Raw genomic sequence first — 15,990 nt, 5'->3', positions numbered from 1 at the left:
CCAGTGTATTTTTTTAAAAAACAGCTCCGATGTGCCATCCGGCACGCGATGAAACACGTCAACGTCCGGGCGGCGAAGCGTCCCTCAGGCCTCGGACCATTCCTTTATCGCCGCGGCCTGTCGGCTGCCCCCGAAGGCGGCGGCAATTTTCTGGCCCATGGCGCGCGCCGGTGAGACCCGCGGAATGGCCGTCGGATCGGCGATGGCGACGGCACCGGACTTTTCCTGCAGGATGAATTGCGAAAGAAGCACGTTGAGAGCGCTTGCCTGCGAGGCCAGACTGTCGCTGGCCGCCGTGGTCTGTTCCACCATGGCCGCGTTTTTCTGGGTGCCCTGGTCCATCAGATTCACCGCCGAGCTGATTTCCGAAAGCCCGGTCGACTGTTCCCGCGTGGAGACGACGATGGAGGAGACATGACGGTTGATTTCCCGCACCTCCTCGACGATTCCCGCAAGCGCCTCCCCGGTCTTGCCAACCAGCGTGACACCCTCGCGCACCTGCTCGCCAGAGCGATGGATGAGAACCTTGATCTCCTTGGCGGCATTGGCCGAGCGCTGCGCCAGTTCGCGCACCTCCTGCGCCACCACCGCAAAACCCTTGCCGGCGGCACCCGCACGTGCGGCTTCCACGCCGGCATTCAGCGCAAGAAGATTGGTCTGGAAGGCGATTTCATCGATGACGCTGATGATATTGCTGATTTCATTGGCGGATTTCTCGATATCCTGCACCGCCAGCACCGTTTGCGAGACGATGTGACCGGACATTTCCGCACTTTCGCGCGCCCGCTCCACGATCCGGCCGGCCTCGGCGGCACGATGGGCCGAATCCTTCACCGCGGTCGTTACCTGTTCGAGCGCGGCTGCGGTTTCCTCGACCGACGAAGCCTGCTGCTCGGTGCGGCGGGAAAGATCGCCCGCCGCCATCAGGATTTCGCCCGCGCCGGCATCGATCGCCCGGGCGTTTTCACCCACCGAGCGCAGCGCCGCCTGCAGCGTGGCGAGCGATTCGTTGAAATCGCCGCGAAGACCGTCGAGCCGGGGCGCGAAGGCCGCGTCGAGACGAAAGGTCATGTCACCCTGCGAAAGCCTCCGCAGTCCCGCGCCGAGGTTTTCGACCACAAAACGAACCTCCTCGGCCTCACGCGCCTTTTCTGCCTCATGCACCAGCCGCTCTCGCTCGCCAAGGCTGCGATTGGCCTCGGTTTCCCGTTCCAGTCGCTCGCGTTCGATGGCATTGTCACGGAAGACGGCAACGGCGGCGGCCATGTCGCCGATCTCGTCCCGGCGGCCGGAATGCGGAATGGCGCTGCCATTGTCGCCTGCGGCCAGACCATTCATGGCGCGGGTAATTTCGTCGATCGGACGCGAAATCCGCAGGAAGCTGAAGAGCGCCGCGGCAAGTGCGACCACGGTGGCGATTAACATTGCGCCAAGCGAGATGAAAAAGGCGAATTGTCCGGCGGCTTCCGCCGCTTGATTGTCCGCAAGGCCCCGCTGGCGATTGTCTTCAATCATGTCCTTCATCAGCGCGCCGGCGGCGTTGCCCACCGGCGTCATGCGGGCGGCCAGCGCCCGCACCGTGTCCGCATCGGCGGCGACGATGGCTTTTTTCAGCTCCGCGCCCATGGTCTCGTAATTCGTGACCATACCGGTCAGACGCTGGAATTTTTCAATTGTGGCAGGTAGCCGTATCTGCGCGGCATAGGCGTCGAAAGCTTCCGTGCGCTCCTGCTGGGCTTTGAGGATACGCTGGAAAAGGGCGTTCCTGGCCTCCGGTGTTTCGGTGCTCATGACCGCCAGATAGTTGCGGCGGATATCATTGAGCCTGTCGCCGAGATCGGCGATGACGAGCGACCGTTCCATGCGGCGAACGATATTGCTGGCCTGCTGCTCCATTTCCCCGACCGATCGCATGCTCGCAATACCCTGAGCGAGAGAAAAGAGAATGGTGACGCCGAACAAAGCCGGCAAAAGAAAACGAATTCTGACAATATGCATTGTTTTCGACCCAGAGATTGAGCGGCATGTCCACCGCGGTCCTTTGCACGCGTTCACGAACAGGTAACTACCGGGAAATCATGAATTTAAGGTTGAATAATATGACATATAACCGTCATATTTGGCAATATTACAACTTTTGATTTTACTTATATAGCAAGCTCGGGAGTTTCCGCCTGTCGCCGCCGCGCGCTCAGACGGGCTCGTCCGCAGCGAGAAAACCGCCCGATTGCCGCGCCCAGAGCTCGGAGTAGAGGCCGCCCCGCGAGACCAGCTCGGAATGGCTGCCCTGTTCGACAATGCGGCCCTGATCCATCACGATCAGCCGGTCGAGAGCCGCGATGGTCGACAGGCGGTGGGCGATGGCCAGCACCGTCTTGCCGTGCATCAGCTCGTCCAGATTGCTCTGGATCGCCGCCTCTACCTCCGAATCGAGCGCCGACGTCGCCTCGTCGAGCACGAGGATGGGTGCATCCTTCAACATCACACGGGCAATGGCGATGCGCTGGCGCTGGCCGCCGGAAAGTTTCACGCCGCGTTCACCCACATGCGCATCGAACCCCTTGCGGCCGCGCTGATCCTCGAGCCTGGCGATGAAATCATCCGCCTTGGCGCGGCGTGTCGCCTCCTGCAATTGCGCTTCGGTGGCGTCGGTGCGGCCGAACAGGATGTTGTCTCTGATAGAACGGTGCAGCAGCGACGTATCCTGCGTGACCATGCCGATATGGGCGCGCAACGATTCCTGGCTGACAAGGGCGATATCCTGCCCATCGATCAGAATACGGCCTTTTTCGACATCGTAAAAACGCAGGAGCAGATTGACGAGGGTGGATTTTCCCGCCCCGGAGCGTCCGACGATACCCACCTTTTCACCCGCTCTGATATCGAGATTGAGATGGTCGATGACACCATTCGTCCGCCCGTAATGGAAGCTGACATTTTCGAAACGAATGCTCGGCTTTTTGACCTCCAGCACCGACGACGCCGGCGCATCGACGAGACCGATCGGCTGCGAGATCAGCTCGGCGGCATTCTGCACCGTGCCGAAATTGCGCATGATGCCGTTGAACTGCGTCATCAACCGGCCGAGCAGGAAATTGAGCCGCAGCACCAGCGCCAGCGTGAAAGCCACCGCACCCGAACTGATTTTTCCGGATAGCCACAGATCGATGCAGAGCGCCGCCATGGAGGTGATCATCACGCCTGACAGCAGCGCCATGGAGGCGCGCACGCCGGTGATGAACCGGGTGAATGTCATGGTCGCATGCTGGAAAATGTCAAAGCCCTGCCGCATGTAGCGGTCATTGGCATCATCGCGCCCGAACAGCCGCAGCGTCTGGATATTGCTATAGGCATCCACCATGCGGCCCGACAGCATCGAGGCGGCTTCCGCCGTCTCCTTGGAATGGTAGCGGATGCGCGGCACGAAATACCGCGCCAGCAGCGAAAAGATCGCCACCCAGAGGACAACGACGACCGCAAGCCGCCAGTCCAGCCCGCCGATCAGGAACAGCATGGAAACCGAGTAGATACCGACGAACCAGACACTTTCCATCAGCGAGGTGACGAGATCGCCCGCTGCCTGGCCGCCGGACCAGACCTTGGTGACGATGCGGCCGGAAAAATCATTCTGAAAGAAGGTCAGCGATTGCCGCGCCACATGCATATAGGATTGCCAGCGCACCAGATTGTAAAAACCGGGCGTAATGATCTGCTGATCCACCAGCGCCGTGATCATGGTGACGATAAACCGCACGATGCCGATCAGCACCAACATGCCGACGAGTTCACCGCCATGGGCGGCAAGCAGGCCCGCCCAGCCCTCTTCCGGTTTCACGGTGGAGAGAATATCCACCAGCCGCCCGACGAACCAGAACAACGCCGCCTCGATGGCCGCCGTCAACCCGCCAAGCACCAGCATGGCGAAAAACGGCGCCTTGGCCTGCGCGATATAAAACCAGATGAAAGCGAATGTGCTTTCAGGCGGCCGCAAATCGTCCTTGCGGGCGAAGGGCTTTATCCAGTTCTCGAAATACTCGAAGATGCGGGTAATGACCATGATCCGGATATAGGCGGATTCCCGGAGCGGGAACAGCCGCGGAGGCTTCGGGAAGAGATTATATTTCGGTAACATTCGGGGAATGCAGGAGGGCGGGGAATGTTCCTCCCGCGCTTAAATCGACCCAACCAGATTTTACGCACTCGTAGCATCCTGATTCCGTCACCCCGGACTAGATCCGGGGTCCAGCGCGATCAAGTCTTTGATCGCAATAGACTCCTTTCACGGCGCAGACGCGCCGTGGCTGGATGCCGGCTCATCCTCGGACTTGTTCCGGGGACCGGCATGACGGAAGGTGAGGCTTTGGCCAATAAGCAAAAAGGGCGGGATCACTCCCGCCCTCTCGCTTTCCTTACTCCGCCGCCACTTCCGCCTCGTGGTCGGCGATGAAGCCGCCGGACTGGCGCCGCCACAGATCGGCATAGATGCCGCCCATCGCCACCAGTTCCGCATGGCTGCCCGCTTCCACGATCCGGCCTTTGTCGAGAATGATGAGCCGGTCCATTTCGGTCAGCGTCGAAAGGCGGTGGGCGATCGCGATCACCGTCTTGCCTTCCATCAGCGAGAACAGGTTCTCCTGGATCGCTGCCTCGACTTCGCTATCAAGCGCCGAGGTCGCCTCATCAAGCACCAGAATCGGCGCGTTCTTGAGGAAGACGCGGGCAATCGCAATGCGCTGGCGCTGACCGCCCGAAAGCTTGACACCACGCTCACCCACCTGGGCATCGAGGCCCTGGCGACCGTGCATGTCGACAAGCGCTTCGATGAAGTCCCAGGCATTCGCTCGCTTCGCCGCCGCGATCACCTGCTCGTCGGTCGCCTCGGGATGACCATAGGCGATGTTGTCGCGGATCGAACGGTGCAGCAGCGAGGTATCCTGCGTCACGACGCCGATGAGCTCGCGCAGGCTATCCTGCGACACCCTGGAAATGTCCTGCCCGTCAATGGTGATCCTGCCGCCTTCCAGATCATAGAAGCGCAAAAGCAGGTTCATCAGCGTCGTCTTGCCCGCACCGGAGCGGCCGACAAGGCCGACCTTCTCGCCCGGCTTGATGTCGAGCGTCAGCCCGTCGATCACGCCCTTGTTCTTGCCATAGTGGAAGCGGACGTTGTCATAGTGGATGGCGCCCTGCGGGGCGGCAAGCTCAGGTGCCTTCGGAACGTCGACGATATCGTGCGGCTTCGTCATCATCGACATGCCGTCATAGACCGTGCCGATATTTTCGAACAGCGACGTGACTTCCCACATGATCCACTGCGACATGCCATTGACGCGCATGGCAAGGCTGATGGCGATGGCAACCGAACCGGCCGTCACCGAACCCTGCATCCAGAAATAGAGACCGAGCGCCGCCGTGGAAAACAGAACCACGGCATTGTTGAGATCGATCAGGATGTTGAAGCCGGAAATCTTGCGCATCTGGCGGTGAACCGTGCCGAGAAACACGTTCATGCCCTCACGCGCATATCTCTCCTCGCGTCCCGCATGGGAAAACAGCTTGATCGTCGAGATATTGGTGTAACTGTCGACGATCCGGCCCGTCATCATCGAACGTGCGTCGGCCTGTTCCTGCGCCAGCCGGCCGAGCTTCGGCACGAAATAAGCGAGAATTCCCATATAGATGCCGAGCCAGGCCAGCAGCGGAATGACCAGCCGCCAGTCCGCCGCCGCGACCATGAACAGCATCGAAACGACGAAGCTGATGGCGTAGACGAAGACGTCGATAACCTTCAGCGCCACTTCGCGGATCGCCAGCGCCGTCTGCATCACCTTGGTGGAAACCCGGCCGGCAAACTCGTTGGCGAAGAAGTTCATGGAATGGCGCAGCAGGAAGCGGTGCATTTTCCAGCGCGCGATCATGCCGAAATTGCCGGCAAGCGTCTGGTGCATCGTCATGGTGTGGATCGCACCCATCAGCGGCAGCAGGAACAGCACCAGCCCCGCCATGACGATCAGGTGCCAGCCCTCATCGGCAAAAAACGTCTCGCGATTGGCCGTGGACAACCAGTCGACGATATTGCCGAGGAATTTGTAGAGCATGGCTTCCGCAATGGCGATGCCCATCGACATCAGGCCGAGCAGCAGCAGCCACGGCCAGGCGGGCTTTACATAATGCCACAGGAACGGCAGCAATTTCTTCGGCGGCACGGAAGGCGCCGAAGAGGGAAAAGGATCGAGGCGTTTTTCAAACCAGCCAAACATAGGCCAAGCTCCGGCAATCGATCGCTCCATCGTGACATGGTGAGCGGACACAAATATGGCTCACGACGGAACGGAAAAGTCTTTGAACATGGCCGCAACAGCCACATGGTGAATCAAACTATGGGAAACGCGGCCAGGCCGCGGAGGTATCACCTAAGCCAGCAGACGAACCGCTGGGGCCGGGAGGCGAATACGAATGTCATTTGGCATGAGAACCTCCCTTGGCTGGTGTTGAAGATATGGCCTTGTAGCGCAAAAATTAAGCAATGACCAGCCGGAAAGACACCGATGTTCGCGAAAACTCAAGATTGTGCCGAGTAGTGCAAAAAGGGCGGATTTACCCGCAAAGGTTTCCGCCCGCCTCTGACCGTGAGGTATCGCCTTATTCGGCTGCGTCCTGCGCCCCGGCGCTCTCATATTCCGTGATCAGCTCGGCCATGCCAGCCTGCGTATGACGCTTCAATTCCCGGCGATCGCTGGGCTGCGGCGCGAAGGTGACGGTGAGGCCCGTATCCCTTATCGTGCCGATGGCGAAGGATGCGCCGGACAACATGCGCACGCCTTCATGCAGCCACAGCGGATCGGTGGCGAAATGCTGGCCGATGCCGACCACCACGGGAATGCCCTGCCAGTGCGACATGCGGTCATAATGGATATGACCCGCCAGAATGCCGATGACATCATGTTCGAACAACAGTTCGTCCAGCGCTTCGGTATCGTCAAAGGACAGGGATTCCCACTCCGCCTCTGGACGGTCGAAATCGAGCGCCGGCGCATGGTGCATCACCAGAAGCTTGGGCAGTTCAGGGTGGTTTTCCAGTTCATCCTCGAGCCACTCGATCTGACCGGGTTCGAAAGCGCCACCGACCTTGCCCGGAACGCTGGTGTCCATGACGATGACATGGATGCCGGCAACGACCTCGGCATGGTCATAGGGCTCGTCCATATCCTCATGACGGTCGAGCATGACAGGGTAGAACCCGTCGCGGCGGTCATGATTGCCAAGCGCGAAAAGCACCGGCACATCCAGTTCCGCCTCGGCCATCAGCCGCTTGAGTTCCTCATAGCTGCCGGCATCGCCGCGATTGGTCAGGTCGCCGCTGACGACGATGAATTCGGGCGGCGGCACCAGCGCCTTGATCTGCGCGAGCGTTTCGGACAGCGTGGCCGAAGTCTCGGAATAGAGATCATCATCCTGCACCTGCGGATTGCCGATATGCAGATCGGTCAGATGGACGAAATTGACCCGTTCGGACATGGCTTGCTTCCTGTTTTGCTGCGCGCAGAAATCCCGCCCGAAACCGCCCCGTCGGCGCTTCCGGACCTTTTGATTTATCTGACGATAGGTTGGTTATTGGGTAGCCTGCCTATGTGTCATGCGAATGAAGATCCGGTGGCCAACCGTCTTAAAAAGGGACTTTTCCCAGCCGCATCTGTCACAGGTCATTCACCCGTGATAATCGGTCCGGCATTGCCGAATGCGAAGAGAAGACCATGCCCGATATTTTGCCTGAAACAGGGTCCAACATCCGGATCGCCCTCTACCAGCCGGATATTCCCGGCAATACGGGGACCATCCTGCGGCTGGCCGCCTGTCTCGGCCTTGGCGTCGACATCATCGAACCGGCCGGCTTCGATATTTCCGACCGCAACCTGAAACGGGCGGGCATGGATTATATCGCGGCGGCGGCGCTGACGCGCCATGTCAGCTGGGACCGTTTCGAGGAATGGCGGGCAAGCACCGGCCGCCGCCTCGTTCTCGCCTCCACCAAGGCCGCCCTCCCCTATACTGATATCACCTATCGCGCCGATGACATCCTGCTTTTCGGTCGTGAAAGCGCCGGCGTGCCTGATCATGTGCATGACAAGGCGGATGAACGAATCATCATCCCGATGGTGGCCGGACAGCGCTCCATCAACGTCGCCATGTCAGCCGCGATGGTCACCGGCGAGGCCCTGCGCCAGACGGTATGGTCGTGACCTGCCATCTTTGCAGCCAATTTTTCAGGCAAATATGAAAATTGACTGCTTTTACCGCGAAACTGTCGCAACCCGGCCTGTACGGTGAGCGTTCGCGCTCCTATACTGATTAGCCGGACAATAAAAATCGCTCTCGCCGGGACCGTGCGCCGGCGGGTGTGAGGAGACGTCGCATGCAATCCACAATTGTCATCGTCAACCTTCTCGGCGCCGTCGCGCTGCTGCTCTTCGGGCTTGCCCAGGTGAAGGACGGCGTCACCCGCGCTTTCGGCATGAAACTCCGAAGCGTGCTGGCCACCGGCACCCAGAACAGACCGCGCTCCTTCTTTTCCGGCTTCTTCGCCACCGTCGCCCTGCAAAGTTCGACGGCGACGGCGCTGACGGTCGCCTCCTTCGCCGAACGGGACCTCATCAAGCCGCGCATGGCGCAGGTGGTGTTGCTCGGCGCCAATGTCGGTACCGCCGTTACCGCCTGGATCGTCGCGGCTGGCGTCGAATGGCTGTCGCCGCTGCTGATACTGGCGGGCATCATCCTCAAAAAAGGCAGTTCCAATGCCAGACAGGGCGGCGGAACCGCCGTCATCGGCATCGGCCTGATGCTTCTGTCGCTGCATCTCCTAAGCGGCGCGACCGAACCCATGCGCGCCTCGCCGGCACTCGGCGTCTTCATTGGATTGCTGGATGGCGCATGGCCCGTCGCGCTGATCTTTTCCGCCGTGCTGGCCTTCGTCTCTTCTTCCAGTCTCGCCGTCGTGGTGCTCATCCTGTCGCTGGCCGCCACCGGCACGCTGTCCACCGGACTCATCATCGTCCTTATTCTCGGCGCCAATCTCGGCGGCGCCATCCCGCCCGTCATCGCCACGCTCTCCGGCCCGGCATCGGCGCGGCGCATCACCATCGGCAATCTTGTCGTTCGCACCATCGGCTGCCTGATTGCCATGCCGCTCGCCTCCTATGGCGCAACGTATTTGCAGCAATTGCCGCTTTCGCCCGCCAAACTGCCTGTTGATGCGCATCTCATCTTCAACGTCATTCTGGCGGCGCTGGCGTGGCCCTTCTCCGGCCTGATATCCGATTTGATGGCAAAGCTCGTGCCGGGCGATCCGAAGGCTGAAGACGGCCCGAATTTCCTCGACCAGCAGGCGCTGGACATGCCGGTCGTGGCGCTTGCCAACGCCACCCGCGAAGTCCTGAGCGTCGGCGACAGCATCGAGCGGATGCTGATCCGCGCCGAAAACGCCTTCAAGCACAATGATCTGGCGCCGCTTCAGGAAGTGTCCCTGCTGGAAAAGAAGGTCGACCGCCGCCAGCAGGAGGTGAAGGTCTATCTTTCCCAACTGGGCCGCAAGGGGCTGACTGACGAGGAAGCGCGCCGTTCGATCGCCATCATCGATTATGCGATCAATCTCGAACATATCGGCGACATCATCGAAAAGGGCATCTGCGAACAGATCCGCAAGAAGGTGCTGAACAGCTTCAAATTTTCCGATGACGGTTATGAGGAACTGAAGACCCTGTTCGACATGACCATCGAGAACCTGCGCGCCGCCCAGAGCATTCTGGTGACCGGCGATTTCGAGCTTGCCCGCCGGCTGATGGAGAGCAAGGTGGATATACGCCGCCTCGAAAAACAATCCTCCAACCGCCATCTGGAGCGGCTGCGCGACGGGCTGGCGGAAAGCATGCAGACCAGCTCGCTGCATCTCGACATGCTGCGGGACTTAAAGCGCATCAACGCCCATATCGTGACGGTGGCGCACCCCATTCTGGATGAGAGCGGCGTGCTGATCGAAAGCCGCCTGCGTTACGCCGAACCGCGCGCCTAAAGCATTTCCAGGAAAAGTGGCCCCGGTTTTCCGTCCGGAAATGCGACAAACAAAAAATTAGAGCGTTTTCGCGATTCGAAGAAAAGCGAAGACGCTCTAAAATTCAATCGGCAGAGGGCAGACGCCGCATGGTGAATTCGATGCGGTCGCCTTCGAGCTGCCGCCAGCTTTCCACTTCCGTCCAATAGGCGGCCTTGGGAAAGCTGTCGAACCATTCGCGCGCCTTGGCGCGGGCCTCTTCGCGGCCGAGACAGAAGGTCTGGCGCACGAACATGCCGTCGCGCTTTTGTTCACCGCCGGCGCTTTCGCGCTCCTTGCGGTGATTGGCGATCCTGCGCTTCAGCCCGTCAAGGGGCGGCGGTCCGGCAAATTTCGTCATGATATTCACCTCTGGCACCTACATCGATAAAGATAGTGTCGGCGCGCCGCCTTGGCGAGTCGAATTTGTGCGCGGCGCAAACACCTGCTAGACGCGGCAGGAAACAGACTTCACCGCAGGAGAAAGACGATATGGAACGGCCAATCTTGCCGAAGGGCTTGCCCGAGGACATCGAAGACAAGAAGGCCGCAGCTGAAGCCTGGTTCCAGCATCTGCGCGACACCATCGTCACCTCTTTCGAAACCCTTGAAAATGAGCTCAGCGGCCCTCTTTCGGATCAGGAGCCCGGCCGTTTCGTGCAGACGGACTGGCTGCGCGACAATGGCGAAGGCGGCGGCGGTAAGATGTCGATGATGGAAGGTCGCGTCTTCGAGAAGGTCGGCGTCCACACCTCCACCGTCTATGGCGAATTCTCGCCCGAGTTCCGCAAGCAGATACCGGGTGCGGAAGAAGACCCGCGTTTCTGGGCGTCGGGCATTTCGCTCATCGCCCATCCCGTCAACCCCAATGTGCCGGCGGTGCACATGAACACCCGCATGGTCGTCACCACCAGCCACTGGTTCGGCGGCGGTGCCGATCTGACACCGGTGCTGGGCCGCAGGCGGACGCAGCAGGACCCGGATACCCAGCTGTTCCATCGCGCTTTCGAGATCACCTGCAACCGCCATCCGGTTGCGGATTATCCGCGATACAAGACGTGGTGCGACGAGTATTTTTTCCTGAAGCACCGCAACGAACCGCGCGGCACCGGCGGAATCTTCTTCGACTGGCTGCATCCGCAAGAGGAAAAAGGCGGCTGGGACGCCAATTTCACCTTCGTGCAGGATGTCGGCCGCGCCTTCAATCTGGTCTATCCGAAGATCGTCCGCGCCAATTTCAGCCAGAACTGGACGGAAGAGGACCGTGACGAGCAGCTCATCCGCCGTGGCCGCTATGTGGAATTCAACCTGCTTTATGACCGCGGCACAATCTTCGGCCTGAAGACCGGCGGCAATGTCGAATCGATTCTCTCCTCCCTGCCGCCGGTGGTGCGCTGGCCTTAAAAAACCTCACGCAAATTTGACGCTCATCAGCCATTTCGTCGCAAATAGCGCAAATTAGGACTTATGGAAAAACCAAGGCAGTGGTAGTCTCCTCCCGCAGACGTACTGGAGGAGCTATCGTCATGATTACTTCGAACAGCATGCCTATTTCTGCTTCCCCCGAGGCAGCACCGCAATCCATCGATACCCCCGAATTGATCGACCGCCTGGCAGCTGAAATGCGCGCCACGGGCGATCGCGAACTGCCGCATTCCTTTTATGTCGAACAGGTAAAACGCACGCTGGCCGGAAAGACGGTAAAGCGCGCCGACAATGACGAAATGCCTCGTACAAAAATCCCGGCAGCCGGCACATCCTCTGTTTTCCAGTGCTGGGCAATGCCCGAATAGGGACCTGAACAGGCTCGGCGGACGCCGCTCGGGAACATAAGCGGCGAACGTTCGTTTCCAGTCGGAGGGACAGCATTCACATCAATGCTGTCCCCCGCTTGAACAGGGAGGCAAGACCATGAGACTGTTTGAATGTGGAACGCTCGTGCCCGGCTGCGCCTGGCACACCCGCGCAGACGACGATGCAGAAGTCGTGCGCCGCACCGTCGAACATATGCGCTCGGCCCATGGCGAAACCGTCATCCGCGAAAACATGATCGAAAACATCAAGGCCCGCATCCGCGACGAGGCGAATGCGGCTTAGCGCATTTGCCCAAAGGCGCCATTTCGGGTGCTACCACCAACCCTCATCCCTGTGCTTGTCACAGGAATGAGGTGGAACACGGCTTCAATTCCCCAGCAAATCCTTCAGCCGGGCGGTCAGCGCTGCCCGATCCAGCGAGAAATTGACATCGATCCACTTCTCCTCGAGGCTTTTCAGCACCTCGCCGACCCTCGGACCGGCCTCGATCCCAGCGGCCATCACATCGGCGCCGCTCAACGGGAAGCCGGGCTTCTGGAATTTCTCCGCCCTCGCCAGCAGCGTCGAAAAACGCGCAACCCTCTGCATGGCCACATCACCGGCCGAAAGATCGGCACGGGCGGCGGCAAGCGCGAGTTTCAGCCGCGCCTTCACGCCTTCAACGCCCTGACGGTAAAGCAACCGGTCAAGCGCCGTTTCCTTCATGTCGGGGTCGGCGGCGGGCGCGGAGGCCCAATGGGTCAGATACCCCGCTTCGGCCTTCGACAGCCTCAGCCTTGTGGCAAGGGCAGCCAGCCTGTCCCGGTCCGGCGGCACGATGGCGGCAAGCCGCAGCATCGGGTCCACCGCCCAGCCGAGTGCCTGTTCCGTCGCCACCAGCCCGTGAATGGCGTCGATACCCCATTTTTCCGTTTCGGGAAGAATTTCGGCGAGCACACCCGATTGCCGCATCCAGAGAAGAGCGCGCGAGGGATCACGCGCGGAAAGCAGCTTCTTTACCTCGCTCCACACCCGTTCGGCCGAAAGCGTCGCCAGCTTGTCCTTGGCGCGGGCGCTTGCCCTCAGGCCATCCGCATCCGGACGGCCGGAACCGTAATGGGCAAAGAAACGGAAAAAGCGGAGAATCCGCAGGTAATCTTCCGAAATCCGCGTCGCGGCATCACCGATGAAGCGCACGGTTCCGGTTTCGATATCGGGCAACCCATTGATGAGATCGATGATCTCGCCCGTCTGATCGGCATAAAGGGCATTGATGGTGAGGTCGCGCCGCTCGGCATCGGTCTGCCAGTCGGTGCCGAAGGCCACCTGCGCGTGGCGGCCATTGGTCTCGACATCACGGCGAAGCGTCGTGACTTCAAAACCTTCGCCGTCGATCACCAGCGTCACCGTGCCATGATCGATGCCGGTCGGCACCACCTTGATACCCGCCGCCTTGGCCCGCGCAACAACGACATCAGGGGTCAGCGTCGTCGCCATGTCGACATCGACCACCGGCAGGTCCATCAGCGCATTGCGCACTGCGCCGCCGACGATCCGCACCTCGCCGCCCTCCGCATTCAAAAGTGCGAAGATGCGCTTCAGCGCCGGTTTTTCAAACCAGTCCCGCCCGGCAAGGCTGCTCATGAATAAAACCTCTCGTAAATCGTCCTGACGATGCCCGCCGTAATGCCCCAAATGTAGCGCTCGCCATAGGGCATTTCGTAGAAAAACCGCTCCTTCCCCTGAAAGATGCGGCTGCCGCGCCCATGGTTCGCCGGGTCCATCAGGAAGGACAGCGGCACCTCGAAAACCTCATCCACCTCCGTCGGATTGAGCGTCAGGTCAAAGCCCGGACGGACGACCGACAGCACCGGCTTGATGCGAAAACCCGTCCCGGAAATATAATCCGGCAGGCGGCCGACCGTTTCAACGAAAGACCGCGAAAGCCCGATTTCCTCTTCCGTCTCGCGCAGAGCCGCTTCCTCCGGCGTGCGGTCTTCCGCATCGATGCCACCGCCCGGGAATGAAATCTGGCCGGAATGCTTGCGCAGGGTTGCGGTACGCTGCGTAAAGATCACCCGCGCATCATTGCCGTCATCGATAACGGGCACCAGCACGGCGGCATCCTTCAGCTTAATGCCGTTTCCAGACAGCACCACGCCCGGATTGAGCACATGGTCGCCATGCTCCCTCTCGGCCACGCCCTCGCCTTCCTGCAACACCCGGCGGCGGAAGTCGGCGGCAGTAAAAGTCTTGAACCCTGTTGTCGTCACATTCCCGATTGTCGTCATTGTCATTGCGAAAGCCGTTCCAATTCATTGGCGGGCATGACCGGAAAAGTCACCCCGCCCGAGCGCACGGCGAACATGTCGACGCCATCCACGTCGATCACCTCGCCCAGTGCGACAAGATCATACATCACCGCCCGCGAGATGAGCGCCTCCAGCCTGCCGCGTACCAGAAGATAGGGTTTCAATTCGCGGTTCTCACCGAAAATCTCAAACCGTAGCGGATGTTCCGGTCCCGCCTCCACCACATCGCCAACATTGGTGCGGAAGGTCAGCAGCGGCTCGCCACCTTCCTCCCCCGCAGTCACCTTCATTTCCACGGCGACGAAAGGCGCATCCACCACGCGGATGCCGACTTTTTCCACAGGAGTTACGAGATAGGTCCTACCGTCCTCATCCTTGCGCAGAACGGTGGAAAACAGCCGCACCAAAGGTGCCCTTCCGATGGGTGTCCCGAGGTAGAACCATGTGCCGTCGGCACGGATTTCCATGTCGAGATCGCCGCAAAAGGGTGGATTCCAGCGCTCCACCGGGGCCGGCCCGCGCTTGGCGTCACCGGTCTGCTCGGAGGCACGCGAAATCATCGCCGCAAGCCCCGCCGCATCATCAGCCGAATTTATCGTCTCCGCTGCCATATTCGAGTCTCGCTTTGCCGATAAGGAAATACTAAGTCACGACATAGTCATTCGAATGGCGCTTGTCAGCGGCCAAGAGAGCAATAAGCTAGATGCAGCGCAAAATCCGCCCCGGTTGGCAACCAGCAAAACCGGGATGCGACTGTGACAGCGGCGAAGGTATGAGGAGAGCGACATGGGCGTGATGAATACCGGCGAAACCCTCGATGAAAAGGCCATCGTCGCCTCGGCCGAAAAGGCGCTTTCCGACATTGCGGCCATCCGCACGGAGGTCTCCAAGGTCATTTTCGGCCAGGAAAAAGTGGTGCAGAACACGCTTCTCGCCATCCTCTCCGGCGGCCATGCGCTGCTCGTTGGCGTTCCAGGCCTTGCCAAGACCAAGCTCGTCACCACGCTCGGCACCGTGCTCGGCCTCGATGCCAACCGCATCCAGTTCACACCGGACCTGATGCCGTCGGACATTCTCGGTTCCGAAGTCATGGATCAGGACGAGAACGGCCGCCGTTCCTTCCGTTTCATCAAGGGTCCGATTTTCGGCCAGCTGCTGATGGCCGACGAAATCAACCGCGCCAGCCCGCGCACGCAGTCCGCACTTTTGCAGGCCATGCAGGAATATCACATCACCATGGCCGGCCAGACCTATGAGCTGCCGAAGCCGTTCCACGTTCTCGCCACCCAGAACCCGCTGGAACAGGAAGGCACCTATCCGCTGCCAGAAGCCCAGCTCGACCGTTTCCTGCTGCAGGTCGATGTCGGTTATCCCGAGCTTGCCGCCGAACGCCAGATCCTGCTCGACACGACGGGCACCGCCTCCGGCGAAGCACGCGGCGTGATCGATGCCGGGCGCCTGATGGAAATCCAGGCCCTCATCCGCCAGATGCCGGTCAGCGACAAGGTCGTGGATGCGATCCTCTCGCTCGTCCGCTCCGCCCGCCCCGGCCATGGCAACAAATTGACCGACAAACACGTTGTCTGGGGTCCGGGCCCGCGCGCCGGCCAGTCGCTGATGCTGACCGCCCGCGCCCGTGCGCTCTACGAAGGCCGCCTCGCCCCGTCGCTGGACGACGTCCATGCGCTGGCCGAGCCAGTGCTGGAACACCGCATGGCGCTGACCTTTGCGGCCCGCGCCGAAGGTATGTCGGTGCGCGATGTGATTGCGGCCCTCGTGGAGCAGGCGAAGAATTAAAAG

Annotated in this window: 14 protein-coding genes; 6 read left to right on the top strand and 8 right to left on the bottom strand. The window is 60.5% G+C overall.

What is annotated here, in order from left to right; all coding sequences use genetic code 11:
* Positions 1–84: 84 nt before the first annotated feature.
* The 4 genes from AC5YUO_RS11320 to AC5YUO_RS11305 form a co-directional block, all read right to left on the bottom strand.
* Entirely contained in the window at positions 85–1,998 is a 1,914-nt protein-coding gene (locus AC5YUO_RS11320; protein ID WP_496153365.1) for a methyl-accepting chemotaxis protein, read from the bottom strand.
* A gap of 193 nt (positions 1,999–2,191) precedes the next feature.
* Positions 2,192–4,132 carry an ABC transporter ATP-binding protein gene (locus AC5YUO_RS11315; protein ID WP_496153364.1) on the bottom strand — a complete coding sequence of 647 codons (1,941 nt, stop codon included), beginning with the start codon at positions 4,130–4,132 and terminating at the stop codon, positions 2,192–2,194.
* 277 nt (positions 4,133–4,409) lie between these two features.
* Complete coding sequence (locus tag AC5YUO_RS11310; protein ID WP_496153363.1) at positions 4,410–6,260, bottom strand: ABC transporter ATP-binding protein; 1,851 nt, start codon at positions 6,258–6,260, stop codon at positions 4,410–4,412.
* 382 nt (positions 6,261–6,642) lie between these two features.
* The gene (locus tag AC5YUO_RS11305) at positions 6,643–7,518 is read right to left on the bottom strand and encodes a phosphodiesterase (RefSeq protein ID WP_400813155.1); all 876 of its coding nucleotides are present in this window, start codon (positions 7,516–7,518) and stop codon (positions 6,643–6,645) included.
* 236 nt (positions 7,519–7,754) lie between these two features.
* On the opposite strand from AC5YUO_RS11305, the gene AC5YUO_RS11300 reads away from it, so the two are divergent.
* Positions 7,755–8,240 (top strand): tRNA (cytidine(34)-2'-O)-methyltransferase, encoded by a 486-nt coding sequence (locus tag AC5YUO_RS11300; protein ID WP_496153362.1) that lies wholly within the window; start codon positions 7,755–7,757, stop codon positions 8,238–8,240.
* Between the two features lie 173 nt (positions 8,241–8,413).
* Positions 8,414–10,066, top strand: coding sequence for a Na/Pi cotransporter family protein (locus tag AC5YUO_RS11295; protein WP_496153361.1), 1,653 nt, complete (start codon positions 8,414–8,416; stop codon positions 10,064–10,066).
* 103 nt (positions 10,067–10,169) lie between these two features.
* Here AC5YUO_RS11295 and AC5YUO_RS11290 read toward each other — a convergent pair whose 3' ends face one another.
* Positions 10,170–10,445, bottom strand: coding sequence for a hypothetical protein (locus AC5YUO_RS11290; protein ID WP_004430221.1), 276 nt, complete (start codon positions 10,443–10,445; stop codon positions 10,170–10,172).
* A 131-nt stretch (positions 10,446–10,576) separates the two neighbouring features.
* Here AC5YUO_RS11290 and hemF point away from each other — a divergent pair, with 131 nt between their 5' ends.
* The 3 genes from hemF to AC5YUO_RS11275 all read left to right on the top strand — a co-directional run bounded on the left by hemF (position 10,577) and on the right by AC5YUO_RS11275 (position 12,181).
* On the top strand, positions 10,577–11,488 hold the full coding sequence (hemF, locus tag AC5YUO_RS11285) for an oxygen-dependent coproporphyrinogen oxidase (RefSeq protein WP_496153360.1): 912 nt from the start codon (positions 10,577–10,579) through the stop codon (positions 11,486–11,488).
* A gap of 122 nt (positions 11,489–11,610) precedes the next feature.
* Positions 11,611–11,877: a hypothetical protein gene (locus AC5YUO_RS11280; protein WP_400813150.1), complete on the top strand. Its 267-nt coding sequence runs from the start codon at positions 11,611–11,613 to the stop codon at positions 11,875–11,877.
* Between the two features lie 118 nt (positions 11,878–11,995).
* Positions 11,996–12,181, top strand: a complete 186-nt coding sequence (locus AC5YUO_RS11275) for a DUF1059 domain-containing protein (RefSeq protein WP_004442982.1) — start codon at positions 11,996–11,998, stop codon at positions 12,179–12,181.
* An 84-nt stretch (positions 12,182–12,265) separates the two neighbouring features.
* Here AC5YUO_RS11275 and AC5YUO_RS11270 read toward each other — a convergent pair whose 3' ends face one another.
* Genes AC5YUO_RS11270 through AC5YUO_RS11260 form a run of 3 tightly spaced genes read right to left on the bottom strand, consistent with a single transcriptional unit; the run spans position 12,266 to position 14,801 of the window.
* A complete protein-coding gene (locus tag AC5YUO_RS11270; RefSeq protein WP_496153359.1) occupies positions 12,266–13,522 on the bottom strand; it encodes a CCA tRNA nucleotidyltransferase in 1,257 nt (418 codons plus the stop codon).
* Positions 13,519–14,175: an NUDIX hydrolase gene (locus AC5YUO_RS11265; protein ID WP_496153358.1), complete on the bottom strand. Its 657-nt coding sequence runs from the start codon at positions 14,173–14,175 to the stop codon at positions 13,519–13,521. The genes AC5YUO_RS11270 and AC5YUO_RS11265 overlap by 4 nt, the downstream gene beginning before the upstream one ends.
* Entirely contained in the window at positions 14,172–14,801 is a 630-nt protein-coding gene (locus AC5YUO_RS11260; RefSeq protein WP_496153357.1) for a DUF1285 domain-containing protein, read from the bottom strand. Before AC5YUO_RS11260 ends, AC5YUO_RS11265 begins: the two co-directional genes overlap by 4 nt.
* 175 nt (positions 14,802–14,976) lie before the next feature.
* Here AC5YUO_RS11260 and AC5YUO_RS11255 point away from each other — a divergent pair, with 175 nt between their 5' ends.
* Entirely contained in the window at positions 14,977–15,987 is a 1,011-nt protein-coding gene (locus AC5YUO_RS11255; protein WP_065655696.1) for an AAA family ATPase, read from the top strand.
* The last annotated feature ends 3 nt before the right edge of the window (positions 15,988–15,990 follow it).

Source organism: Agrobacterium sp. LEGMi-208b, from assembly GCF_059511785.1.
The sequence above is the reverse complement of the archived record's forward strand: the minus strand, read 5'-3'. Positions and strand labels throughout refer to the sequence as shown.

Coding starts and splice junctions, on each gene's coding strand:
- AC5YUO_RS11260 (WP_496153357.1), bottom strand. CDS start 14,801: ATGGCAGCGGAGACGATAAATTCGGCTGATGATGCGGCGGGGCTTGCG.
- AC5YUO_RS11280 (WP_400813150.1), top strand. CDS start 11,611: ATGATTACTTCGAACAGCATGCCTATTTCTGCTTCCCCCGAGGCAGCA.
- AC5YUO_RS11310 (WP_496153363.1), bottom strand. CDS start 6,260: ATGTTTGGCTGGTTTGAAAAACGCCTCGATCCTTTTCCCTCTTCGGCG.
- AC5YUO_RS11275 (WP_004442982.1), top strand. CDS start 11,996: ATGAGACTGTTTGAATGTGGAACGCTCGTGCCCGGCTGCGCCTGGCAC.
- AC5YUO_RS11265 (WP_496153358.1), bottom strand. CDS start 14,175: ATGACAATGACGACAATCGGGAATGTGACGACAACAGGGTTCAAGACT.
- AC5YUO_RS11255 (WP_065655696.1), top strand. CDS start 14,977: ATGGGCGTGATGAATACCGGCGAAACCCTCGATGAAAAGGCCATCGTC.
- AC5YUO_RS11300 (WP_496153362.1), top strand. CDS start 7,755: ATGCCCGATATTTTGCCTGAAACAGGGTCCAACATCCGGATCGCCCTC.
- AC5YUO_RS11290 (WP_004430221.1), bottom strand. CDS start 10,445: ATGACGAAATTTGCCGGACCGCCGCCCCTTGACGGGCTGAAGCGCAGG.
- AC5YUO_RS11295 (WP_496153361.1), top strand. CDS start 8,414: ATGCAATCCACAATTGTCATCGTCAACCTTCTCGGCGCCGTCGCGCTG.
- hemF (WP_496153360.1), top strand. CDS start 10,577: ATGGAACGGCCAATCTTGCCGAAGGGCTTGCCCGAGGACATCGAAGAC.
- AC5YUO_RS11305 (WP_400813155.1), bottom strand. CDS start 7,518: ATGTCCGAACGGGTCAATTTCGTCCATCTGACCGATCTGCATATCGGC.
- AC5YUO_RS11270 (WP_496153359.1), bottom strand. CDS start 13,522: ATGAGCAGCCTTGCCGGGCGGGACTGGTTTGAAAAACCGGCGCTGAAG.
- AC5YUO_RS11315 (WP_496153364.1), bottom strand. CDS start 4,132: ATGTTACCGAAATATAATCTCTTCCCGAAGCCTCCGCGGCTGTTCCCG.
- AC5YUO_RS11320 (WP_496153365.1), bottom strand. CDS start 1,998: ATGCATATTGTCAGAATTCGTTTTCTTTTGCCGGCTTTGTTCGGCGTC.